This window comes from Mesoflavibacter sp. CH_XMU1404-2, from assembly GCF_037029465.1.
In the GTDB taxonomy this organism is placed as follows: domain Bacteria; phylum Bacteroidota; class Bacteroidia; order Flavobacteriales; family Flavobacteriaceae; genus Mesoflavibacter.
This window is the reverse complement of sequence record NZ_JAYMEM010000033.1, coordinates 29,328-50,988: the sequence shown is the minus strand read 5'-3', so window position 1 is coordinate 50,988 and position 21,661 is coordinate 29,328. Positions and strand designations below refer to the sequence as shown.

Annotated in this window: 25 protein-coding genes; all 25 read right to left on the bottom strand. The window is 33.2% G+C overall.

What is annotated here, in order from left to right:
• Positions 1 to 179: 179 nt before the first annotated feature.
• A complete protein-coding gene (locus tag WA327_RS15020) occupies positions 180 to 983 on the bottom strand; it encodes a phospholipase D-like domain-containing protein (protein ID WP_336071082.1) in 804 nt (267 codons plus the stop codon).
• Positions 984 to 1,115: 132 nt separating this feature from the next.
• Positions 1,116 to 1,691, bottom strand: a complete 576-nt coding sequence (locus tag WA327_RS15015) for a GRAM domain-containing protein (RefSeq protein WP_336071080.1) — start codon at positions 1,689 to 1,691, stop codon at positions 1,116 to 1,118.
• Between the two features lie 697 nt (positions 1,692 to 2,388).
• On the bottom strand, positions 2,389 to 3,786 hold the full coding sequence (locus WA327_RS15010; protein ID WP_336071078.1) for a Sau3AI family type II restriction endonuclease: 1,398 nt from the start codon (positions 3,784 to 3,786) through the stop codon (positions 2,389 to 2,391).
• The gene (gene dcm / locus WA327_RS15005) at positions 3,779 to 5,017 is read right to left on the bottom strand and encodes a DNA (cytosine-5-)-methyltransferase (protein WP_336071076.1); all 1,239 of its coding nucleotides are present in this window, start codon (positions 5,015 to 5,017) and stop codon (positions 3,779 to 3,781) included. The genes WA327_RS15010 and dcm overlap by 8 nt, the downstream gene beginning before the upstream one ends.
• Positions 5,007 to 5,315 carry a helix-turn-helix transcriptional regulator gene (locus WA327_RS15000; protein WP_336071074.1) on the bottom strand — a complete coding sequence of 103 codons (309 nt, stop codon included), beginning with the start codon at positions 5,313 to 5,315 and terminating at the stop codon, positions 5,007 to 5,009. Before WA327_RS15000 ends, dcm begins: the two co-directional genes overlap by 11 nt.
• Before the next feature lie 462 nt (positions 5,316 to 5,777).
• On the bottom strand, positions 5,778 to 6,290 hold the full coding sequence (locus tag WA327_RS14995) for a retropepsin-like aspartic protease (protein WP_336071072.1): 513 nt from the start codon (positions 6,288 to 6,290) through the stop codon (positions 5,778 to 5,780).
• Entirely contained in the window at positions 6,283 to 6,828 is a 546-nt protein-coding gene (locus WA327_RS14990) for an RDD family protein (protein WP_336071070.1), read from the bottom strand. The genes WA327_RS14995 and WA327_RS14990 overlap by 8 nt, the downstream gene beginning before the upstream one ends.
• 134 nt (positions 6,829 to 6,962) lie before the next feature.
• Entirely contained in the window at positions 6,963 to 7,454 is a 492-nt protein-coding gene (locus WA327_RS14985; RefSeq protein ID WP_223077106.1) for a hypothetical protein, read from the bottom strand.
• Positions 7,455 to 7,604: 150 nt separating this feature from the next.
• On the bottom strand, positions 7,605 to 8,234 hold the full coding sequence (locus tag WA327_RS14980) for a hypothetical protein (RefSeq protein ID WP_336071066.1): 630 nt from the start codon (positions 8,232 to 8,234) through the stop codon (positions 7,605 to 7,607).
• Between the two features lie 661 nt (positions 8,235 to 8,895).
• Positions 8,896 to 9,333: a hypothetical protein gene (locus WA327_RS14975; RefSeq protein WP_336071064.1), complete on the bottom strand. Its 438-nt coding sequence runs from the start codon at positions 9,331 to 9,333 to the stop codon at positions 8,896 to 8,898.
• Positions 9,334 to 9,491: 158 nt separating this feature from the next.
• Positions 9,492 to 10,046 carry a T6SS immunity protein Tdi1 domain-containing protein gene (locus WA327_RS14970; RefSeq protein WP_336071062.1) on the bottom strand — a complete coding sequence of 185 codons (555 nt, stop codon included), beginning with the start codon at positions 10,044 to 10,046 and terminating at the stop codon, positions 9,492 to 9,494.
• Between the two features lie 175 nt (positions 10,047 to 10,221).
• Positions 10,222 to 11,343 (bottom strand): MBL fold metallo-hydrolase, encoded by a 1,122-nt coding sequence (locus tag WA327_RS14965; RefSeq protein WP_127137572.1) that lies wholly within the window; start codon positions 11,341 to 11,343, stop codon positions 10,222 to 10,224.
• A gap of 54 nt (positions 11,344 to 11,397) precedes the next feature.
• Positions 11,398 to 11,853, bottom strand: a complete 456-nt coding sequence (locus tag WA327_RS14960; protein ID WP_127137571.1) for a PaaI family thioesterase — start codon at positions 11,851 to 11,853, stop codon at positions 11,398 to 11,400.
• Between the two features lie 11 nt (positions 11,854 to 11,864).
• Positions 11,865 to 12,356: a luciferase family protein gene (locus WA327_RS14955; protein WP_127137575.1), complete on the bottom strand. Its 492-nt coding sequence runs from the start codon at positions 12,354 to 12,356 to the stop codon at positions 11,865 to 11,867.
• Positions 12,357 to 12,475: 119 nt separating this feature from the next.
• Positions 12,476 to 13,372, bottom strand: a complete 897-nt coding sequence (locus WA327_RS14950) for a dioxygenase (protein WP_127137570.1) — start codon at positions 13,370 to 13,372, stop codon at positions 12,476 to 12,478.
• Positions 13,373 to 13,403: 31 nt separating this feature from the next.
• Positions 13,404 to 13,775 (bottom strand): DoxX family protein, encoded by a 372-nt coding sequence (locus WA327_RS14945; protein ID WP_127137569.1) that lies wholly within the window; start codon positions 13,773 to 13,775, stop codon positions 13,404 to 13,406.
• Between the two features lie 20 nt (positions 13,776 to 13,795).
• On the bottom strand, positions 13,796 to 14,221 hold the full coding sequence (locus WA327_RS14940; RefSeq protein ID WP_127137568.1) for a DUF6526 family protein: 426 nt from the start codon (positions 14,219 to 14,221) through the stop codon (positions 13,796 to 13,798).
• A 34-nt stretch (positions 14,222 to 14,255) separates the two neighbouring features.
• Positions 14,256 to 14,711 carry a MarR family winged helix-turn-helix transcriptional regulator gene (locus tag WA327_RS14935; protein ID WP_127137567.1) on the bottom strand — a complete coding sequence of 152 codons (456 nt, stop codon included), beginning with the start codon at positions 14,709 to 14,711 and terminating at the stop codon, positions 14,256 to 14,258.
• 2 nt (positions 14,712 to 14,713) lie between these two features.
• Complete coding sequence (locus WA327_RS14930; RefSeq protein WP_127137566.1) at positions 14,714 to 15,193, bottom strand: glutathione peroxidase; 480 nt, start codon at positions 15,191 to 15,193, stop codon at positions 14,714 to 14,716.
• A gap of 5 nt (positions 15,194 to 15,198) precedes the next feature.
• Positions 15,199 to 16,035 carry a dienelactone hydrolase family protein gene (locus tag WA327_RS14925; RefSeq protein ID WP_127137565.1) on the bottom strand — a complete coding sequence of 279 codons (837 nt, stop codon included), beginning with the start codon at positions 16,033 to 16,035 and terminating at the stop codon, positions 15,199 to 15,201.
• Between the two features lie 19 nt (positions 16,036 to 16,054).
• Entirely contained in the window at positions 16,055 to 17,086 is a 1,032-nt protein-coding gene (locus WA327_RS14920; RefSeq protein ID WP_127137564.1) for an aldo/keto reductase, read from the bottom strand.
• 239 nt (positions 17,087 to 17,325) lie between these two features.
• Positions 17,326 to 18,162 (bottom strand): Imm49 family immunity protein, encoded by an 837-nt coding sequence (locus WA327_RS14915; RefSeq protein WP_336071050.1) that lies wholly within the window; start codon positions 18,160 to 18,162, stop codon positions 17,326 to 17,328.
• 20 nt (positions 18,163 to 18,182) lie between these two features.
• Entirely contained in the window at positions 18,183 to 20,594 is a 2,412-nt protein-coding gene (locus tag WA327_RS14910) for a hypothetical protein (protein WP_336071049.1), read from the bottom strand.
• 174 nt (positions 20,595 to 20,768) lie between these two features.
• A complete protein-coding gene (locus tag WA327_RS14905; protein ID WP_336071047.1) occupies positions 20,769 to 21,182 on the bottom strand; it encodes a contact-dependent growth inhibition system immunity protein in 414 nt (137 codons plus the stop codon).
• A gap of 10 nt (positions 21,183 to 21,192) precedes the next feature.
• Positions 21,193 to 21,627, bottom strand: coding sequence for a hypothetical protein (locus WA327_RS14900; RefSeq protein WP_336071045.1), 435 nt, complete (start codon positions 21,625 to 21,627; stop codon positions 21,193 to 21,195).
• Positions 21,628 to 21,661: the final 34 nt, after the last annotated feature.

Here is a 21,661-nt window from a genome sequence, read left to right as displayed (position 1 = left end):
TCGCACAATTTTCACACTTAGTTTTTAATTCCGCTATTGTAACCAACGGTCTCGGCTATGAGTAGTTGCGTGTGTTAGCACTTAACTTTGCAAGTACACACCAAGCTGAAAATCCGCGAGGATTTTCAGAAGTAGGCGAGAACAAGCAATTACTTATAGCCATTGTTACCTGCTGGTTTTTATTTTATTAAATCTATAAATTCAGTCGAAAACTTTTCTGCTAATTCTCGACTATTATCTATTGAAATGGTCTCTTTATTCCATCTCGCTTTATTTGTCCAATTGTAAGAACCGTGAATTATTGTTTTTAAGTCAATCACACAGAATTTATGATGCATTATGTTTTCATATTTTCCAATTGGTTTAAATCTCTTTGTCTCAAAGAAATTTTCGTATTCAATTCCGTGTTTTTTGTTTATTTCATCATCTAAAACTACAATTCTAACACTTAATCCTTCCTGTTTCTTTTTATATAGTTCTCTCAATAATATTTTGTCCGTTAACCAAGCAACCGCCAACCAAATAGAGTATTTAGCATTTTTTATTTGTTCTATTATTTGAGCTTGAATTTCCTCAAAATGAATTTCCACCTCAATTTCATCTGGTAAGTCAGAGCCAATAATTTTATAACGTCCATCTATTTCGTCCAATCTGTAACCATCTTGTTGCAGTAAAGGATTTATTTTTTCAACAGCGACTTTTATGTCTTTTTCTTGGTCTTTTGCAAAATGTCTTGGGTCAAAGACAATTTCGAGTAGTTTGATTAATTCTTTCGTGCCATTTAGTTCGTAAAGTTTTTCTATCACATACTCATTTCTACTCATAGAATTTGGCATTCCGCCATCTTTCCATTTGTAAACATCTTTATATCCAACTTGATTAAAGAGTTTTAAAATGTTTGGGCCTGAAAGTCCTGGTGTAAGTTTATTGTCACCTGAAATAAATTCTTTGATACTCTCTAATGTTAAGTCGGATAGTTTCATTTTTGGTCAACTTGCAGGTAACGGTCTCGTATAACCGTCAGTTACGGGTTAATATGCGTTAATTTTCGGTTTGGCCCAGACTTTAGCAATTCCGAGTGGATTCGGACGTAGTCGAATCCGCCGTAATTGCGGTTATACATTGTTGTACTGCGTTTTTTTGTTCAATCTTTCTGTTATTTTTTCAAACCACAAGTCTCTTTCATTAACCACAAAATCGAACTCTTTTCCATTGTCCGTGATTATTCTGATTCCGTTGTCGATTAGTTTAGCGGTTTTCCTTTTCACAACTTCTTTTATGGTCGAATATTCAATATCCGTTTGTCCTTTTTGAATATTTATTTTATGCGATTTGAAAATCATTTTTTTATTTGTCAAGAAAATTTTTCCACCAATTCCTTCAATTCCACGAAATAGGTTTGCAGGTCCTGCAATTTCGATTTCTTCATTTAGTTCAAGTTCTGGTTTTATTTTTATTCCCATTTTGTTAGAAAATTTTCGGGCAAGTTTTTCGTTCACGTAAGGAAATCCAATTCCGAAAAAAATTCCAAAGAACACACCTTGAAAAATCAAGCTGTTTACTGAATAAAGTTTTTCGTCAGAGAAATAATCAAAAGTCCAGAGTAAAAAAGTGTAAAGAATTGCAGTTCCGATTGCAAATATAATTCGGAACTTCCAGCTCATTTTAATCATTTTATTTCCTATTTCCATAATTTTCGTCTTAAATGCAGTACAACGTTTGCGTATAAATTTCAGTTGCGGAAAATCGGTACGATTTTCCGTTGAAGCTGAAAGATAGAAAATTGCAATGAATTTCCGTAGGAAATTCAGCCGCAATTGAATTTATACATTGTTGGTTGCAGTTATAATTCAGTTTTAAGAGATTCATTCAGAGTTTTGATTTGCGTTCTGCTATTCAATTCCACGTTTTGATTCCGCAATTTTGGAATTCGTTAGAGTAGAAGTGATCAATTCATGTTTTTAATTCCGCTTGAGTTAGTTTCCACGCACTATTCCGTTTTACAATTTAATTCAGCGTTACGTTACGGTTTTGAGTATTAAATTCAGTTTCTGTTAAGCTTTTTTGCGCAAAGTTCCGCTATTTTCAAAGTTCAGAATTCGCACGATTTTCACGCTTAGTTTTTTATTCCGCTATTGCAACCAACGGGCTTGTATAAGAATAGTAGCGGATTTTGAAACACTAACTTTTCGATTAAACACAGACCTTTTTTATATTTACTTACTTTCGTTTTAGCGATTAAACCGCTATTATTTTTATACATTGTTGTACGCTGGCTTTTTTCTTTCAGATTGTTAGTCAGCGTTGGCTAAGACATACTCTTTTACAATTTTTGGCTTGTGTTGTGGCTTCAGCTAATTGTAAATGTGTATGGCTTTTAGCGTTGGTTTATTTCAGATATATTTCGTCTCTTAAATAATCCCAGTTCATCCAAAAACATTGTTTAGTAAATGACATTTCTTTTGTTTCTTTTTCCATTACAGGAAGTGGTTTTGTGTCCAAAGCAGTTTGTCCGTGTGGTCTAACGTGCCAAACATAGCTTTCTGTTTTTTTTGGAAAATTGAGTTGTCTTGATACTTTTCCATTTTTATCAGTTTTATAGCCTTTTATGATTTCTCCAGTTTGAATTATCTTTTTTGTTCTTAACCAAACTCTACGAACCTCATTTCTATCAGCAAAAGGCATATTCCAAAATTTAACTTTATCAAAAACATATTCATTTCCATTATTTTTGAAAAAAAGAAATAAAAACTTTTTTTCAGTTAAATCCTTTAATTCGCTTTCTCTCCAACTTTCATTATAGATTTGAACAAAATCAAATGCTGGAAAAGAAACTGATTGTTCAATTCTGTTATTTTGTTCAACTCTTATAGTTTTAACTTGTATGTCAGCTTTTTCAAACTCTTCAATTTTTTTGTCTAGTTCAATACCAAGCATAGCTTTAGTAAGGTTAGCATAATAACTTTTGGCTTTGTTATTCAACTCTATACCTAATTCTTGTTCAATTTGTTCAGCTGATTTTCCGTAAAATGGTTGAAATTTAGAAATTACAACATCTTCAATTGATTGAACTACATCTAGGATTTCAGGCTGTTCAATTATCTTTCCATAAACTGCTGTTTCTTCTTGAGCGATATTTGCAATTATATGATTTACGTAACCTTGTTTAAGTGAATATGCTCTTTGCTTTGCTTTCTCATCATTGAAAGGTTGGTCACGATATGATTTTAAAGCAGTAGAGCCTTTTGTACAAGCACCAAGATAAAATGTATCACCTTCGGATAATTCGTGGGCTTTTCCATCTTTTATTTTTTGATTGATAGTTTCCCAATCGTGCTTGATAACTTTTAAATCTTCATTTGGATATTGCCAATCGTCAACCAATTTTATAAGGTAATCTAGTAAGTCTGAATCTTTATCGTGCAGATAAAACACTAAAAGTAAATGAGCATTTTTCTTCCAAAACGAACTATTTTCAAATTCTTCTTTGTGTACTTCTAAATAATTTATAATGTTTAAAACAAGCCTTTCTTTTGAACGAAAATCTCCATTTTTTAAAGTTTTCAAAGGACTTGATTTAAGTTCTATTCCTGCTTCTTTAAAATCAGGTTCTGCATCTGAATTTGGTTCGTAGCCGAAATAGAACTTTTCTAAAATTTGACCGAAATTGCCTTTTCCTTTATAATTGTGTTTTTCTATTTCTTCTCCACAGGCTTGTTTTAAAGATTGTCCTTTTAATTTTTTAGCAAACTCAATTATTGAATCTGCGGATGTAATATCAAGCATATTCAAGTTGGTTAATTTGTTTATAAAGTTCTTCTCCTATTTTTTCAATTACACCAACAACTAAAGCATTTCCCATAAAAAAAGCTCGTTTTGTATCTGTAATTCCTTCAAGCTTGGTGTGATTATCTGGAAACATATTTAGTCTTTCCAATTCAATAGGTGTTAATCTTCTTAAACCTCTGTCAGATGCAACTACGTGTTTAAATCTTGAAGGTGATTTTCCGCCTTCTCCTGTAATGATTGTTCTTGAAGCATTATCAAGAGCATCAGGATAAATCATTCCGCCTTCACTATAATTGTATTCAAATCCGTCTTTGGTTTTTCTTTTTTCTTTTTTAGCACCTTTTAAGTATTCCCATTTTGGTTTATCATTTTCGTTAATGAAAAATTCAGGTGTTACTTCTCCGTTTTGTAGAACATCTCCTAAAACAGTTCTTTTACCATCATAATTTGGTTCTGTTTTAGTTGTGAAAACTTTACCATTTACAAGTAAACCTGTATTTTGAAAAGGCGAGAGCTTTCCAGTTTTGTTGAAATTATTTGTTATTTCAACTAAATCTCCATTTAGTTCAATTTCTTGAATTGAATTTGTGTTGTTGACAGGAAAAGCACTTGCAATTGTGCCTTCTTTTGTAAGCCAATTAATTTTCTCCGATTTTTGAAGTCGTTTGAATATTTCAGTGGATTTATGATAACCAATAAAGAAAACACGTCTTCTTCTTTGTGGCATTCCATATTCGGCAGCATTAATTACTCTCCATTCTACAGCATAACCAAGCTCATTTAAACTTTGTAACATAACTGCAAAATCTCTTCCTCTTTGTTTTGCTGGCGATTTTAAAAGTCTGTCAACATTTTCTAAAAAAAGATATTTTGGTTTGTTCTTTTTTTCTTCTAAAATTCTATGAATTGACCACCAAAGAACTCCTTTTTTACCTTTTAATCCTTTTGAATTATGTAGAGTTGTTGCAACCGAATAGTCTTGACAAGGAAATCCACCACAAAGTAAATCGTGATCTGGAATTTCATTTGTCGGAACAGTTGCTATATCTTCGTTTGAATGATTTTCTGCTCCAAATCTTGCTTCGTAAACCATTGAAGCGTGTTGTGTTTTGGTTGAAGGTTCCCATTGATTACTCCAAACAATTTTGTAATTATTTTTTTCAAGTCCAAGACGGAAACCACCAACTCCCGCAAATAATTCGGCTACTTTTAATGTTTTATTTTCCATTTACTTGGTTTTTATAATATTTGATTTTTTCTTCTGCTACCTTAAGAATTTCAGAAGTTGATTCTGTGTATTTTAATTCTTCTGCAATTTTCTCTGAATACCAATTTATTATTAAATCGTTTTCTGAAAGTCCGTAGAAATTTGCAAGTCGTATAATTTGTTCTTTCGTTGGCTTTCTTTCATTTTTCTCAAATTTACTAATGAGAGATTGGTCAATATCGACTTCAGCAGCAACTTTCCGAAGAATCATTTCTTTTTCTTCTCTCGCTGATTTTAAAGTTTCACCTAATGTTTTCATTGGTCAAAAATGTTTTAGACAAATATTGTCCAAATTTATAAAAACAATTCAGTTTTACAACTTTTAATTCAAATTATTTTTTGGGTGGAGGTGGGAAAGTGAAAGCTCTTTTGGTTTTTCAGCTTTGGCTTTTAGCGTTGGCAAAAACCAAATGTGCTTGAACGTGGGTCGGCTTTTTTTCAGCTTGCGTACAACGGTTTTGTATATGATACGTTGCGTGGTTTAGCACGTAATTTAGCAAATAAAAAACCGAATAGAAAATCCGCGAGGATTTTCGTAGGTAAGCTCTCACTAGCAATGGATTATATACGTTGTTGTAAATAGTTATTTTTAAATCATAATGTCCATGACCATATTTTGATTCCTATAATAGTTAATAATCCTGAAATTATTAGTATTAACAAAATTATTATTGGAAGTATTTTTAGTAATAAAATCTTTAATTGTTTTTTGTTCATTACATTACTTTATTAAGGTTAATTCTTTTTTATCTTTATCTATATGCCAACTTTTAAATTTGTCAAGTACATTTCTACCCAATAAATTATCTGATTTATTAGGCATAACTGCTATAACAACATTATTTATTTTGTAACCACCTATTTCTATTTCTGAAATCCTAATCCGTTTGCAAAAAACATTCGAACCGTCCGCTAAATTATAGTACATGCCATCTAAATAAGTGATGTTATCATTTTTCGAATAACTTGTAATTCTTGATAATTCCGATTGCGAAATCATAGTTTCGCTCGCTCCAGAATCAAGAATAAAATTGATAGATGAATTATTGATTTTACCATTAATATGATAAACTCCATAATAGTTTGATAATGGAATTTTTAGATGCTCTAATTTTGAAAGGATATCTTGATTTATGACTACTGCCCAAAGACTTATTGCTAATGTGAAAAATATCATTATTATAGCAATCCGTTTAAAAAATGAGAATGGTTTCCTTCTTAATTTATTATCCATTTTTGGCAGGCATTTTAATTACCATTTGATTAATATATTTATCATACCACACTCCTCCCATTTTACCATCTAAAAAATCCCAAAATATGTCTATCAAGCCAGTAACATAATAAATTATATAAACAATAATTGTAGAAACTGGAAAAAGATAAATAACTACTAAAGCTAGAGCAATTGGTCGTAATATGTACTTAAATATATAAATCTGAATTTTCAGTTTTTTACCTTTTGTAGAAATAGTTCTTAAATTGAATAAAATTTTAAAAATTGTACCATCAAAATAATTTTCAATTGTAATAAATATTATTGAATAGAAACCAATTAAAGTATATAAAATACTATCTGGAACATCACTAATAAATAGGTTTATAAATTGATATGTTCCATAAATTAATAAAGTAAAAAGTCCATAATCTAATAAGAAGATTAATGCTCGAATTCGTAATTGCACAGTTTTGTATTCATCTAATGGTTTTTCTAGATAATCTGATTGCTCAATATTGAATCGTGAAAAAGGGTTTATTTTTTTTAGTACCATTCTTTTTTATAATTATTTACAACGGTCTCGTATAACCGTCAGTTACGGGTTAAATTAGCGATTATTTTCGGTTTAGCACAGACGTTAGCAATTCCGAGTGGATTCGGACGTAGTCGAATCCGCCGTAATTGCGGTTATACATTGTTGTGCAACGTTTTTTTTAATTCAATCGCATCTGTAAATTTTTTGCGAAACTTATTCTCAATTTCCTTGTTTTTTGTTTTAAAAATTGTTGCTGTTCCGTCAAAACTTATAATTTCAATTTCGCTTTGTTTGTTTAGAAATTCATTTGGTTTATTCCAGATATCAGAGTTTAAATCCGCATATGGTAATTCCGATTTTTTTAAGTTCGGAATGTCATTTTTAAATCCGCAGAATACACACCAAATAAAATCAATTTTACGATTCTTGATGATTTTCAAGAGTTCAGTTCCGCTAAAAGTTATTTTGTCCGATTCAAAATCCAGTTTTTCAATTTCTCCTTTGTCTTCATAATCAAAAATTTGATAATCTTGATTTGTTAATAACCAATTTAATTCTGAAAACTCCTTTTCAAATGGTTCAATTATCTCATAAAGATTTGTGTGAGATTCAACTTGGTTTGTATTTTCTAAAATTAGCGTCATTTTTCAAATGTTGCACAACGGTCTCGGCTATGAGTAGTTGCGTGGTTTAACACTTAATTTTGCAAGTACGCAACAAGCTGAAAATCCGCGAGGATTTTCAGAAGTAGGCGAGAACAAGCAATTACTTATAGCCATTGTTGTAAAACGTATTTATTTATTCATTATTTGAGTTGCTTCCCAAACATATTCTTTTCCAAATTCTCCAAAGTAGCTTATATAATCACCATTTTTAGAAATAACCACAAAACTGCTACAAGGATAATGATGTTCAAAAAATAGTCTTTCAACAGTTCCTTCTGGGTCTTTGTGCCAAGTCAAAATTCCATCGTATTTTTTTAAGCCATCATTATCTTTATAAATATAAATTGGTTTAGTTTGTGCAACTTGATTGATTCCATCTTCTAATTGTCCGAACCAATTTCTCCTTGATTCTTTTGTAGCTGAACCACTTGAATTACAAGGGTCTTTTCCTGGATAATAAATTATAACTATTGGTTTTGTAGAATCTAATTCTTGATTTATTTCTTTCTCAAGTAACGTTTCCAGTAAAGCTCTGTTTGTTATTTTTCCACGTTTTTCTCTTAAAGTCAATTTTTTATGATTTGTAGAATCGCCGGGAATATCTAATAATTTATTTGTTGAACGGATTTTATGGAACTTTGATTTGCTAATTTCCACATTATTTTCATCGAAGTATCTTGTCCCATCTTTACCAGTTTTAGTAGCTGAACAAGAGTGAATTAAAATTCCGATTATTGCTATTTGCAGGATTTTTTTCATATGTTTTACAACGGTTTTGGCTATGGTTTCGTTACGGAATGGCACGCGAGTGTCATTCCGAAGTTGACCGAAAGATAGCAAAAAAGAATGGAATTTCCGAGAGGAAATTCCGCCGTAATGAATTATAGCCGTTGTTAGCTTTTAGTGCTTTTATAATTCATTCCGTTTTTTGTTTTTTCGGTCAGCTTTTTATTCAGGTTTCTTTAATTTCTACGTTTAATTCATTCCGCAAACTAGCTCAAATTCCGACCGTTTTTTAATTCAGGTTTTAGTGAGTAATTCCAGCGTTATTATTCCAGTTCCGATTGCGCAAACAAGCTAAAAAGTCAACCGTAATTCAATTCAGAGTTTGAGTGAGTAATTCCGCTATTATTTTTCATTTCACGTTTGAGTGATAATTCCGAAAATTTTGAAATTCCGCACACAGTTTTTCTGATTTAGCTACCTTAAAATTCTAAAAAAAAATCGAAAAATAAACCAGGCTTTTTTTCAAACCGCAAAACTTGCTCCAGCATTAAAGCTAACGTGTTTGGCTATGGTTTCGTTGCGTGAAAATCCGCAAGGATTTTCCGCCGTAAACCGAAGATAGCAAATTTGCGAGGACTTTCCGAGAGGAAAGTCAGAAGCAATGAACTATAGCCGGTGTTGTGCATAGTATTTTTTATTCTTTACACATTTTTCCTTCCATAATTTGCTCTTCTTCTCCAACTTTTAAAGTGGATTTATAGTAGAAACAATTTCCCTCAATTTTTATTAATTCGGTTGTTATTCCTCCAACGCTATTTATGAATTTTTGACTTTCAGTCAGTTCAGATTTCGAGTCGTCATATTTTGCTCGATATGAGCAATCGTCAATCCATTCGATTTTCACATAGTGAGGGTCAGTCGGATAACCCAAATCTTTGTATTCTTCTGGTATTTCTTTAATTGTTTCGGTTTGTTCATTCCCTTTCCGAACTATTTTCCAATCAAGTTTAACTGGTTCCAGAACAGTTGTATTAAAGGTTCCTTCTTTAAAGTCTTCGCAAGTCAATTCCTGCGCATTGATTTTAAGTCCGATTAGAAGAAATAATCCAATTAAAAGTATATTTTTTTTCATTCAGCGTTTTGTTTGTCAATATTATGCACAACGTTAGCGTATAAATTTCAGTTGCGGAAAATCGGAACGATTTTCCGTTGAAGCTGAAAGATAGAAAATTGGTATGAATTTCCGTAGGAAATTCAGCCGCAATTGAATTTATACATTGTTGGCACAAGTTATTTATTCATTAGTTGTCGATTTATTTCCCAATTTACTTCTGCATCAAATATTTCATAATTGCTAGGATCGTCCTTTCCACCTAACCATAAAGGAACTTTATAGGCAACAACTTCATTAAATTTTAATTCAATATTTTTAGAGTTCCAGCTTTTAAAACCAGTTATATCTAATGTTTCGTCTGCATATTCAATTAGGTCAACATTAAAAAATTCCGAAATATGTTGTTCCAGAATAAAATCTTCTCCAGTTGCGATATCAAATAAATAGGTGAAATTTTCATTAATATCTTTTGCATATTGTCTACCAATCCAGTCAAACCCAAAAACTATAATCCGATTCGTGTATTTTGGGAAAGTCTCGCATATTATTTCAGTCCATTTTTTTGAGGTTTCGAAATTATGAATTCTAAAAATCCCTTTTTCGAACGAAAATCCACCGAACTGTTCAAATAACTCGTTTATTTCTTTAATTGGTGTTGTCAATTCAGCTGATTTTTGATCAATCAGTTTCTTTTGGTTTTTGTACTTATTTTTGAATGATTCTATGTTCATTTTTTAATTTGTGCCAACGGTTTGCGTATATGACTTGTGGCGGTTTTCGAAGTGCTTTCTTGTCGGCTTGCACCAAACTTACTTAAAAGCAAAAAACTTGAATTTACCACTTTCCCCGCCATAAGTTATATACGCTGTTAGCGGTTCGGTGTTTATCAAAAGTAATTTAGGTCTTTTATTTCCACCAAAAATCAAATACTTGGGTGGTATCTTTTAGGTAAACCACTTCGCCAATTTTTGGGGTTGCAATGTTTAGGTTTTCTGTTTTATTAAGCTGTGTTAGGGTTTCTAAAGGGTCGTCCCAATTGTGATTGGCCATTTTAAATTTAGAAGAGTGTGCAGGCAATATGCGCTTGGCTTTTAAATCTTTGGCAGCTTGTATAACGTCTTCCGGAAAATTGTGAACCGCTCGCCAAGCAGCATTGTACTGACCGTTATCTAAAATAGCAAAATCAATTGTTGCATATTTCTTCCCAATGGCTGCAAAATGACTATCGTAACCACTATCTCCACCTACATAAATAGTCATCGATGGTGATTTAATTAAAAAGGATGCCCAAAGGGTATTGTTGCGGGAAAATCCTCTGCCCGAAAAATGCCGAGCAGGCTCGCAATGAATGCTTAGGTCGGTGCCTTGTTGTGTGCTTTCGTACCAATTTAATTCGATGATTTTATCTTCGGGAACGCCCCACTTTTTAAGATGATTACCTACCCCTAAACCAACTATAAACTTTTCTGCCTTTTCTTTTAGATGGATTATAGTGGGGTAATCTAAATGGTCATAATGGTCGTGGGTAATGATAAGGTAATCGATTTTGGGAAAATCTTCTGCTTGATAAATATCCGTTCCCGCAAAGGCTTTGTTGGTACCGGGAACGGGAGATGCATTGCCGCTGAATACAGGATCTACCAAATAGGTTTTTTGGTCGAGTTGCATAAAATAACTGGAATGACCGAACCAAACAAGAACATTTTCCTCAATTGCTAAACTTTTCAAATCGGTTTTAATGGTAGGTAATGTTTTATCAGGAATAGGGTTAGAAGGTTTTTCAAATAGTTGCTCTTTTATCACTTGTGTCCAAGAATAATTAGGGGTAAGCATCGGTGTTGGACTGATATTTTGAAATTTACCATCCTTATAATTAGAGAGTTGTTCATATTTTTGCCTGTCATCTTTGGTTGGAGAAGCCCCAAATTTATCTTGTTGCATAAAAAGCCAAAGAGCAAGAATTAAAATGGAAACTATTACAATAAATACAATCATCACTTTTTTTAATTTTCGAAAAAACTTGTTCATCTTTTTTAGATAGAAAAATTTGATTCATTTAAATTCTTGAAAAAGCCAACACATCTAATCTTTTCCAGAAAGCTTATCACTATTTTCTTTTATTAATTTGCTAAAAACACAACGGGCAACTACTACGGGATTTTCTTGGTGGTCTTGAAAAAGTTGAATATCCACTTTAACGATGGTTTTCCCATCTTTAATCACTTGGGCTTTAGCTTCTATATCGCTGGAGGTTGCAGCGTGTAGATAGTCTATGCGCATATCAATGGTATTGAGTTTGTCTTTGGGAGATTGCAGCGTAGTAGCAGCTGCAGTGCCACCTGCTGTATCTGCAATAGCAGCTAAAAACCCTCCGTGCCAACGCTCTTGAATGAAATCTCCAATGAATTCGTTTTTAAAAGGAACGTGAAGATGTGCATAACCCGACTTCACTTCCAAAATTTTTATACCTAATAGTTGATTAGCAGGCATCAATTCTTCAATGCCTTTTTTTAATAACTCAATAAATTCTTTTTGCATATTTTATGGCTTTATTTGTCATTTAATTTGCCGGTTGCAAATAAATAAGACCGCAAGATAATTTTTTTAATGATTTCTTTTTCTTCTTCATTTCGAGGGGCATACACCATAATAAAATTATGAGTAAGATAGCCCATTTTGGCAACTGGGTGTAACTCACCCCAACCTCGGCTTATGACATATTCAGCATCTTTTAATGTTAGACCTAAGTGCATACTGCCATCGGGCACTGGATGAAAGTGAGCAAACTCATTTCCAATCATAAAGGCGTGACAATCATTGCACATTTTGTCGGAAGAGAGACACATAGCTTGGGCTCCGGGAACAGATATTTTGCTGAACTCTTTGTTGATTTCAGGAAGCGAGAATGCCCAATCCATTAGTGAATCAACGAGTTTACGGTCTTCGGGCTGTTGATTCAGCTGCATATGTGGGTTGCTTGGTGTAGTTTTGGGTTTAATCCCATTTCGTAAGGGAAGTTCAAAGGTGTTTTCGTTTATCATATTTTTAGGGATTGATTTTTCATATTTTGTTAATTGTATTTTTCCTTGATTGAAACTGACGCTAAATGAAGTGAAAATCAAAACGATTAATAGTAAGTACCAATAACAGGATACTGTCATTATTGTTTGATGATAAAACTCCTTTCCCCAAAAGCGGGAAGGGAAGACTCTGATTCAAAAAAGTAATGTATTTCATCTTTGGAATCCATCAACCCTAAACTATATAATACAGGCACAAAATGGTCGGGCGTAGGAGCTGCCAGTTTGCCTAATTTATGACTGTTTTGATAATTAATAATGTTAGAGATATTTCTTTTATCTATTTGTTCCTTAACCCAGTTATCATATTCCATCTCCCAACCATAGGGCGAACTATCATTGCTTTGCATTTTTTTCATAGCAAGTGGGAGATTGTGAATTAATGCACCGCTGCCAATGATGAGTACTCCTTTTTCACGAAGTGATTTTAATTGTTTTCCTAACTCGTAATGATATTCAGGTTTTGCATAATAGTCGATGCTTAATTGAAATACAGGCACGTCCGCTTCAGGAAACAAGTGCATAAGCATAGGCCAAGCTCCGTGGTCGAGACCCCAGTCGGTAGTTTCGCTAACCGATGGGATAATGCGTTTTACTTCTTTTGCAATTTCAGGGGAGCCTTTAGCTTTGTAAAATACATCATAATATTCTTTAGGAAACCCATAGTAATCGAAAATCTGTTGCTGTTCAGGCGATACGTTAACAAAAGTTCCTCTGGTACACCAGTGAGCCGAAACCACCAAAGCAGCTTTTACTTCATAATTTTTTTTCAATTCCTTTCCCAATTGAAATAAGGTATTCCAAAAGGTGCGTTCTTCTCTTGAAAGCGGAATATCCATAGGATTGCCATGCGAAGTAAATAAAACAGGCATCTTTTTTCCTTGAACAGGAAGTTCATCCGTATATTTTCTAAAGCTGCTTAAGGTATTCACAATTGTTAGTCCTAATGTTGCTAATATAAATTGTTTTCTATCCATTTTAAGTTGACTGTTCTAATACTGGATTTGATTAAGAAGGATTTCCACTGATTAGTCTTGTAAACATTTCAGGGGTTCTTAACCAAGCAGTTACCCAAATAAACAACAGAACGATGGATTGAAAAACGTAAGGCTCGTCATTGGCCATATGTACCAATATGGCACCTCCAAAATAAGCACTCAATAACAATACCCCTAAAACAGCAGTGCGAGGTATCAAAAACAACAATACACTTACCAATTCGCCCAAAGCTATGATGGTTATCATTGAGCCCAAGCCCCATTTACCGAAATTTTCAACCATTTCGGGGTTACCTATTAGCTTTTGGCTGGCACTCATTACTAATAAAGCGGTAAGCAATCCTGCCATTACCCAACCTGTAATTTTTCTTTTTTTGCTCATAATTTTTTGTTTTAAAATGTTTAAACTCTATTTTCATCTGCAGTCCAATTTTTTATGCTTTCTTTTATGGCTTTTGGACTAAGGTTTTCTTTGGCTGCTCGCTCTATCAATGCTGCTAATTCTTCATCTGATGCAAATCTAGTGGCAACCAGTTGTGCCATAGTTAATTTATCTTCTAATTCTTCTAATCTGTTGCCTGTCAAAATATAATAGCGTAATCGTAGTTCTGCTCTTATGGTTCTGTCTTGATTTTTTGTGGCATACAATCTAGCTATTAAAGAAGCGAGAAAAACACTTAAAGCTAAAATCAGAAAAAAGATTTTTTCAGTCAGACTGTGGTCAGAGAATAGCAATACAATACTCAATATCACCCCAACAAGTGTGAGCGGAGATAGAATAAAATGATGAAGTGGATTGTAACGGACGTGATTTTTAAAATTTTGCATATTCAATTATTTTTTGGTTATACTTTGTTTAAAATTATTTACAATGATGCTCTTTAGTTAAGGCAATTAGCTTTTGCAAGGTATGTTTCATCTGGTCCATTTCTTCTTGACTTATCCCTGAATGACTAATGGAGCAAGATAATTTTTCAGGTATGTAACTCGCCTTCTTTTTTAAATTTATTCCTTTTTCTGTAAGGCTTATCTCCACTACACGTTCGTCACTACTAGAGCGTTTCCTTGAAATAAAACCTTGACTTTCCAACCTTTTAAGCAAGGGAGTCAGGGTGTTGGACTCCAGCATTAGTTTACTGCCAATATCATTTACCGTCAGGTTTTGGTATTGCCAGAGCACCAACATCGTTAAATATTGAGGGTAAGTAAGCCCCAACTCGTTGAGCAGGGGCGTATAAAGTTTGGTTACCACTCTAGATGCTGCGTATATCGGAAAACAATACTGATTTTCAATTTCTAATTCAGCAGAATTTTTCATTTTTAAAGAATTTTTCGCAGGTAACTTTCCATTTTCTCCGGCTTGGTGGTAGGAGCAAATCGTTTGACCGGCTTTCCGTTTTTATCAATGACAAATTTGGTAAAATTCCATTTGATGTTGCTACCTAAAATGCCTCCAAGTTTGGATTTTAAATACTTAAAAACGGGGTGAGCATTGGGCCCATTGACTTCTACCTTGTCGAACATAGGAAAACTTACCCCGTAATTAATTTCGCAAAATTCACTAATCTCATTGGCTGTGCCTTGTTCCTGCTTTCCGAATTGGTTGCAAGGAAATCCCAAAATAACCAACCCCTTGTCTTTGTATATTTTATACAAATTTTCCAATCCCTCATATTGTGGGGTAAGTCCGCACTTGCTAGCAGTATTTACCACCACTATGGTTTTACCTTCAAACTCTTTCAAAGAAATGGTTTCTCCGTTGAGTTTTTTTGCCTCAAGTTCAAATAAGCTCGCTTCCATTTTAATTACTTTTTAGTTGGAAAATAAGTTTTGAAAAAGGCTTTCATATCCTTCCAAGAAGCTTTGTCGGCAGCTTCATTGTAGGAAATGGGAAGGTTGAATTTTTCCCCGGTAGCTGTAGATGCTTTATTGGTAAAAGCGTGTGTGGCATCAGCATAAGACTTAAACTGGTAGGTAATGTTGTTGTCTTTCATTTGTTGATGAAAATTATCCACATCAGCTTGCGGCACAAACGAATCACTTTCACCGTGGCAAACCAATACTTTGGTGTTTTTCATTGCAGGACTAGCTTGAAAGCCGCTTAGTCCACCGTGAAAACTAACCACAGTTTCTAATGGTACCCCTAAGCTGGCAGCAAAAAGCGAAACCGTTCCGCCAAAGCAATAACCTATGGCACTTACTTTTGAAGCGTCCACCTGTTGTAGTTGAACTACAGCATCATAAGCCGCCTGCATCCGACTTTTTATCAGGTTAGGATCCCCATAAAACCTTCCGGCATTGGCCTGGGCATCGGCAGGGTTTTCTACGACCAATCCATTACCGTACATATCCACCGCCATAGCTACATAGCCTAACTCTGCCAACATTTTAGCACGATTTTTCACATAGTCGTTCAGCCCCCACCATTCGGGCACTACTAAAATGGCAGGTTGTTTTCCCTTTTGCTTTGCAGGATAATAAACAACGCCATTGAGTGTAACCTCGCCATCTTTATAGGTAATTTCTTCAGTTTTAACCTTGCTTTTTACATTTTCTTTGCTGTTTTGGGCAGTCAGAGTTTCTACACTAAAAAGGAGTGTAAAAAGCAATAAAATGTATGTTTTAAAATTTATCGTATTCATTCTGTTTGGTTTTTAAATTTTATAAAAAGAAATCTCCATTGGCTCTATCCATAGCTGTAAACTGCAACATCCAATAAGGATAAATAGGGTTTAATGCTGTTAGCTCATCCAGGATTTTAACATCTTCTGCATCCATTTCCCAGGTAGTAGTTTTGATGTTGTCTTCCAACTGGTGAGGCTTGGTAGCTCCAATAAGTACGGAAGTTACTCCGGGTTTTCTCAAAAGATAATTTAGGGCTGCTTGTGCTATAGAAGCCTTGTGTTTGTTGGCAATTTTTTCCAACTCATCAACAATAGCATAGCCTTTTTCCGGATCGATTTGAATAAAATTCTGCTCTTCATTGGTTCTTCTTGCTCCTTCCGGCATTGGCTTGTCTTTTCTGTATTTACCGGTTAAAAATCCGCCTCCAAGTGGCGACCAAGGGGTAAAGGCTAGTTTTTGATCCAAGCAAAGCGGTATCAATTCATATTCTACATCTCTGGATATAAGTGAATAAATGGCTTGCAATGAGACGGGTTTTTCCCAATGATTTTTTTCAGCGGTGTTGATAAACTTCATTAGCTGCCAAGCCGGGAAGTTACTTACCCCATAATATCTAATTTTTCCTTGTGAAACGAGGTCATCAAGGGTTGAAATGGTTTCTTCAAAAGGAGTAATTGGATCGTAACTATGAAGTACATAATGGTCGATATAGTCGGTACCCAATCGTTTTAAACTGTTGTGACAACTCTCGATAATGTGTTTTCTGGAAAGGCCCACATCATTAATTTCTTTACTCATTCTACCGCGGACTTTGGTAGCAATGATGACATCCTTTCTTTTGTCTTTCACTGCTTTTCCTAAAATATCTTCCGATTGGCCGTGAGAATAAACATCAGCAGAATCGAAGTAATTAATGCCAGAGTCTATGGCGATGTCCACTAATCGCTTGCTATCTTCATAGCCTAGAGAACCTACCACACTCCAGTAGCCACTGCTACCAAAACTCATCGTTCCCATACAAAGTTCTGAAACTAAAATTCCTGAATTTCCTAATTGATTGTACTTCATAGTGATTTAATTTAAAGTGAATGATAAATATTTAAGTGTAAAAGTATATCTTTGAAGATTAAATTGCAAGCGATATATTTTGTTTTAACAAATTTTAGGATTTTGAAATTTTTTACACTGACCGCTAACGGTCTCGTATAACCGTCAGTTACGGGATTAAAGTTAATGATTTTCGGTTAAGAACCGACGTTAGCAATTCCGAGTGGATTCGGACGTAGTCGAATCCGCCGTAATTGCGGTTATATATTGTTGTGGTTAGTTTTTTTAAATATTCTCTTAAAAAAGCCTAGTTTTTCTTCAGGTTGAGGATTTGTTATTTCTTTCGGTTTATAATCTGGTTTTAAAAAATCATATTCAATTAAGTAGTTTTCATTAGGTTTTATTGGTAAAAGTTCCATTGGCAAGAGTGGATGGTCTATTTTTACCTCAATACCTTTTATCCAAGCTATTTTCGCAAAGACAGTTGCTTCATATGACAGTAAACCATGACTTAGCATTCCCTTTTCTGGTGATTTATCGTGATTTTTTGGAAGTAAATAGACTTTTAACAGTTCCTGGATTCTGTCTTTGTCTTTGTCTATAATTGCTTTTAAAATCTCAACATCGTATTCTTTTAGAGAATGGTTTTTATAATTGTCTTCATAAATGTTAAGATAGTAAAGAGCCTTTTCATTATCACACTTTAGGATTTGTTGTACAACAAATCCTAAAGTGTGTCCAGCTTCAAGTCTATAATCCAAATTTGAAATAGATTCAATATCAAAATTTTTAAAATTGTTAGTAACCTCTTCACTATCTGAGCATAAAAAAAATAGTTTGTTTAATTGAATTGGAAAATATTTGTTGTTATCTAATTTATTCATGAATTCCAAAAGCTTTTGTCCAGAATAAATAGATTGTTTTGCTTTTACAATATTATTTTCTTCAAAGTAATAATATAAAAATTTTGATACATGGTCAGCTCTTAAAGATGATGCTATCCTAAAAATATTATGCTTTGGTTTGTTTTGAATAGCATCTAAATATTTAATTTGTCTTTCATTAGCCTTAATGAATGCTTCTTTTAAAGTAATCATAAATTTTTTGTTTTCAAGGTTTAAAATCCAGTAATATTGACAATTACAAGTTCACCAGTAGTTTTGTTGACACCAGAAACCAATTGCGTCACAGTACCACCATCAACGGTAATAAAATTATTAATTTCACTTGCTAAATCGGCTAAATCACCACCTTGTAAATCCATTCTAACCAACACATCGTCAATCCAATCTGTTGACATTTGTGTACAACCATTACATGATGAACCTTGCGTACCCACAATACCATTACTCAAAGAAATACTACCACTACTAGAGACCTGTTTACTTTCATTAATAATAACATCGGTAATATTACCGTTATTATCTCTTTTAATAAGAACATTATCAAAACCTTTCCCACCAGGTAATTGAACATTGAAATCATTCGGGTAAAAAGAACTTTGGTTAGGAGGTAAATAACCATCTTGTGCTAATAAATCTTCCATTAGATTTTCTGTTTTTTTACCAGGATCTATACCAATTCCTCCATTATCCCCATTTTGCACAATATCTGCAATATCATCAGCATAGTCACTATTTTCGGGTTTAATTTTAAGAGCTTTATTATCAATTTCTAATTTTCCAATATACCCATTTGAGTTTGGAATTAAATTATCTAAAAGTTTTAAGTCACCGACCTTTATAAGGCTTTTTGCAGAGTTTGTTACAAATTTAATAATATTGTCTTGAATTTCTGCGATTTTAGTACCAACAGTATTAGAGATTTTTACAACACCATTAATTAAATCTGTTTTGTAACCTAAAGTAATAGCATCGACAACAATATCAAGATATTTAAAAACAATTTTAAATATTTTAAAAGTTTTGTAGGCAATCTTACCAATTTTACCAATTGCTTTTATAATAACACCACCAAAAGCATCAACAACTAAGCCAACGATACCTAGTGTTACTGCAACGTAGTCACCTTCATCTATACCATTAACCACATCAATAAGGTCGCTACCAGGTATAACAGCAAGTCCAATTTCTAACAAAAACTGTCCCATTATAGTAGCAATAGCGGACCATTGTTCTGCTGTTTGAGGCCAATGGTCTCCAACTATTGATTTTACATGAGGAAGAAATGCTATAAAAGCAGAGTTGCTGGCAATTTGATTTTGATGTGAGATACTGATATCGGATAACTCATTAATAACATTTAAATTGTATAGTTTTGTGATGTTATAAATATTATCAATTTTTGAAGAAATAAGTTGCAAGTCTGTAATGTCTAAAATGGAATTGTTAGCAACTTCATTAAAAGCGAGACTGTATTCTGAAAAAAGGCTGAAATTAGCTAAGTTTAAATATTCACCAAAAATTATCAAGTAACTTTTATGTTCAAACATGGATGATAATAATGTTGAATCTGTATTACCTTTAAATATTTCTAAAATTTTATAGAAACTGTTAATAGCCGTAATGTTATTATAATCATTATTCTCAAAATAGTTAAAGAATGCTCTAGCTATTTTACTATTATTATTTAAGTAATTAAAGTTATCACTACTTAAATTAAGATTTTGATTTAAAGTGTTTAAAACAGCAGTGTCAGAAGTTATGTTAAGTATAGGTTCAGTTGGAGTAATATTATCAGGTAGGTTATAAGTGCCATCAGGATTTTGATTTGGGTCGGTTTCATAATAACCACCTCCAGTATTTGTAGAGTCATCAGAGGAGCTTCCGCTTCCTGTGTCATAAGTAATACAAATTAAATTCACAGAATTATATGTGTAAGGAGGAGAGCAACTACTTCCAGGAGCATCACAATTACAATCTGCAGAGTTAGAATGGTTTGAAGGACTACCATCAGCATGAGTACCAGTGCAATTTACACTTACAGTACTAACATTAAAGGCGCAATCTGTAAAAGTTCTGTTTGCTGTGTCATTTTGAGATGAATTATAAGTTACTATAGTTTCACCAAATTCGTCAATCTCATAAACCTCACCAGAGTAATCTAATTCGTTGTCAATTAACCAATTAGTATCAGCGACGTATTTTATTAATTTAGTATTTGTACCATCATTGGTTTGGCTAATAATAAGATTAACAAAAGTATTTGTACTATCTATAGTGGTTTCTGCTTTAAATGTAAATGTAGAAATATTATTGTATTGAAAAGCAACGATATTAGTTGTATCAATGTAATTTATAATAGATTCTGAGTCATTTCTGTCAAAGACGCTACAATTACTTCCAAATTTAAATTTATCTAAACTAAAACTTGATTTATCACTATATCTAGCATTATTAAATAAGGACTGAAATTGATTGTATGTTATATTTGATTTTGGACTTTCAGTAATGATACCATGTTCTTCAAAGTCTATAATGTCATCTTCTTCACAAGAATTGAAGAAAAAAGAGATTCCAAATAGTAGAATTCCAAATTTGATTAAGTTTTTCAGTTTAATTTTTTTCATAAGTACAAAATCGTTCTAGAGTTAGTAAAATTGTTGGCTGTTTAGCTAGAAAATTAACCACAACGGTTTTGGCTATGGTTTCGTTACGGAATGGTACGCGAGTATCATTCCGCCGTAACCATAAATTTAGCAAAAAGGCTCGAAATTCCGATTAGGAATTTCAGCCGTAATGAACTATAGCCGTTGTTGTGCACTGGCTTTTATTTTTTCATTTATTCGGTCAAATTTCTTTTCCCCGAGTTCAGTTTTTATCAGTTCAGAATTCTGTTCCACCAAATTTTGTAGAGTCAGAAATTCAGTTTGTTTTTCATTCCAAAATTCAGTCGGCAAGCTTAACACTGCCTGTAACAAATCGCCCTCATAAAGGTCGCCTTCCGCCAAAATATTCAGTTCCAGCTTTTTGATTGCAAGTTCGGTCAGATATTCAATTCCGATTTTTTGTGAAATCAAAAGCCTTAACTGCTCAATTGTTAATTCCTTGATTGGAATTTTTCTGTATTTATGGCAATTAATTACAAGATTAGATGGAAACTCAATTTCATCTTTCCAATAATCGTTCTCTAATTGTTCTATAGATTTTGATTCCAATTACTATTTTTTAAAATTCTGGTTTATGTAATCTTACTATATCAGTTTCTGGCGATAAATTGGCTAACAATCTCTCTTGAACTTTAAACCATTCGTTAGCTATATTTTGTGAATAGGCATCTACGAGCATTTTATTAATATCGTTTTTTGGCATATCAATAACACAGTCAAAAAAAGTCATTTTTCCTTCTTTTTGGTCAGCTCGTAATTCTAAAACACAAATAAATTGCCCCAAATCAAACACGAAAGTACTTCCTTTACTTTCTGCCAATAAAAGTCCAACTTTTACGTCAATGTCAAACTTTTCGCCCATAATTTTCCGATTGTAGTTTATTTTGTCAATATCGGTTGCTCGTCCGTAATTCACTTTATCGGAAATATCGTCAACCAAAAAGGTGTATTTTTCGGCTAATGGTGGTTGTTCGATTAAATAATATTTTTCCATTCGGTATTTTTTTCAGCTTGTGCACAACGTTTGT

Coding starts and splice junctions, on each gene's coding strand:
- WA327_RS15020 (WP_336071082.1), bottom strand. CDS start 983: ATGAAACTATCCGACTTAACATTAGAGAGTATCAAAGAATTTATTTCA.
- WA327_RS15015 (WP_336071080.1), bottom strand. CDS start 1,691: ATGGAAATAGGAAATAAAATGATTAAAATGAGCTGGAAGTTCCGAATT.
- WA327_RS15010 (WP_336071078.1), bottom strand. CDS start 3,786: ATGCTTGATATTACATCCGCAGATTCAATAATTGAGTTTGCTAAAAAA.
- dcm (WP_336071076.1), bottom strand. CDS start 5,017: ATGGAAAATAAAACATTAAAAGTAGCCGAATTATTTGCGGGAGTTGGT.
- WA327_RS15000 (WP_336071074.1), bottom strand. CDS start 5,315: ATGAAAACATTAGGTGAAACTTTAAAATCAGCGAGAGAAGAAAAAGAA.
- WA327_RS14995 (WP_336071072.1), bottom strand. CDS start 6,290: ATGGATAATAAATTAAGAAGGAAACCATTCTCATTTTTTAAACGGATT.
- WA327_RS14990 (WP_336071070.1), bottom strand. CDS start 6,828: ATGGTACTAAAAAAAATAAACCCTTTTTCACGATTCAATATTGAGCAA.
- WA327_RS14985 (WP_223077106.1), bottom strand. CDS start 7,454: ATGACGCTAATTTTAGAAAATACAAACCAAGTTGAATCTCACACAAAT.
- WA327_RS14980 (WP_336071066.1), bottom strand. CDS start 8,234: ATGAAAAAAATCCTGCAAATAGCAATAATCGGAATTTTAATTCACTCT.
- WA327_RS14975 (WP_336071064.1), bottom strand. CDS start 9,333: ATGAAAAAAAATATACTTTTAATTGGATTATTTCTTCTAATCGGACTT.
- WA327_RS14970 (WP_336071062.1), bottom strand. CDS start 10,046: ATGAACATAGAATCATTCAAAAATAAGTACAAAAACCAAAAGAAACTG.
- WA327_RS14965 (WP_127137572.1), bottom strand. CDS start 11,343: ATGAACAAGTTTTTTCGAAAATTAAAAAAAGTGATGATTGTATTTATT.
- WA327_RS14960 (WP_127137571.1), bottom strand. CDS start 11,853: ATGCAAAAAGAATTTATTGAGTTATTAAAAAAAGGCATTGAAGAATTG.
- WA327_RS14955 (WP_127137575.1), bottom strand. CDS start 12,356: ATGATAAACGAAAACACCTTTGAACTTCCCTTACGAAATGGGATTAAA.
- WA327_RS14950 (WP_127137570.1), bottom strand. CDS start 13,372: ATGGATAGAAAACAATTTATATTAGCAACATTAGGACTAACAATTGTG.
- WA327_RS14945 (WP_127137569.1), bottom strand. CDS start 13,775: ATGAGCAAAAAAAGAAAAATTACAGGTTGGGTAATGGCAGGATTGCTT.
- WA327_RS14940 (WP_127137568.1), bottom strand. CDS start 14,221: ATGCAAAATTTTAAAAATCACGTCCGTTACAATCCACTTCATCATTTT.
- WA327_RS14935 (WP_127137567.1), bottom strand. CDS start 14,711: ATGAAAAATTCTGCTGAATTAGAAATTGAAAATCAGTATTGTTTTCCG.
- WA327_RS14930 (WP_127137566.1), bottom strand. CDS start 15,193: ATGGAAGCGAGCTTATTTGAACTTGAGGCAAAAAAACTCAACGGAGAA.
- WA327_RS14925 (WP_127137565.1), bottom strand. CDS start 16,035: ATGAATACGATAAATTTTAAAACATACATTTTATTGCTTTTTACACTC.
- WA327_RS14920 (WP_127137564.1), bottom strand. CDS start 17,086: ATGAAGTACAATCAATTAGGAAATTCAGGAATTTTAGTTTCAGAACTT.
- WA327_RS14915 (WP_336071050.1), bottom strand. CDS start 18,162: ATGATTACTTTAAAAGAAGCATTCATTAAGGCTAATGAAAGACAAATT.
- WA327_RS14910 (WP_336071049.1), bottom strand. CDS start 20,594: ATGAAAAAAATTAAACTGAAAAACTTAATCAAATTTGGAATTCTACTA.
- WA327_RS14900 (WP_336071045.1), bottom strand. CDS start 21,627: ATGGAAAAATATTATTTAATCGAACAACCACCATTAGCCGAAAAATAC.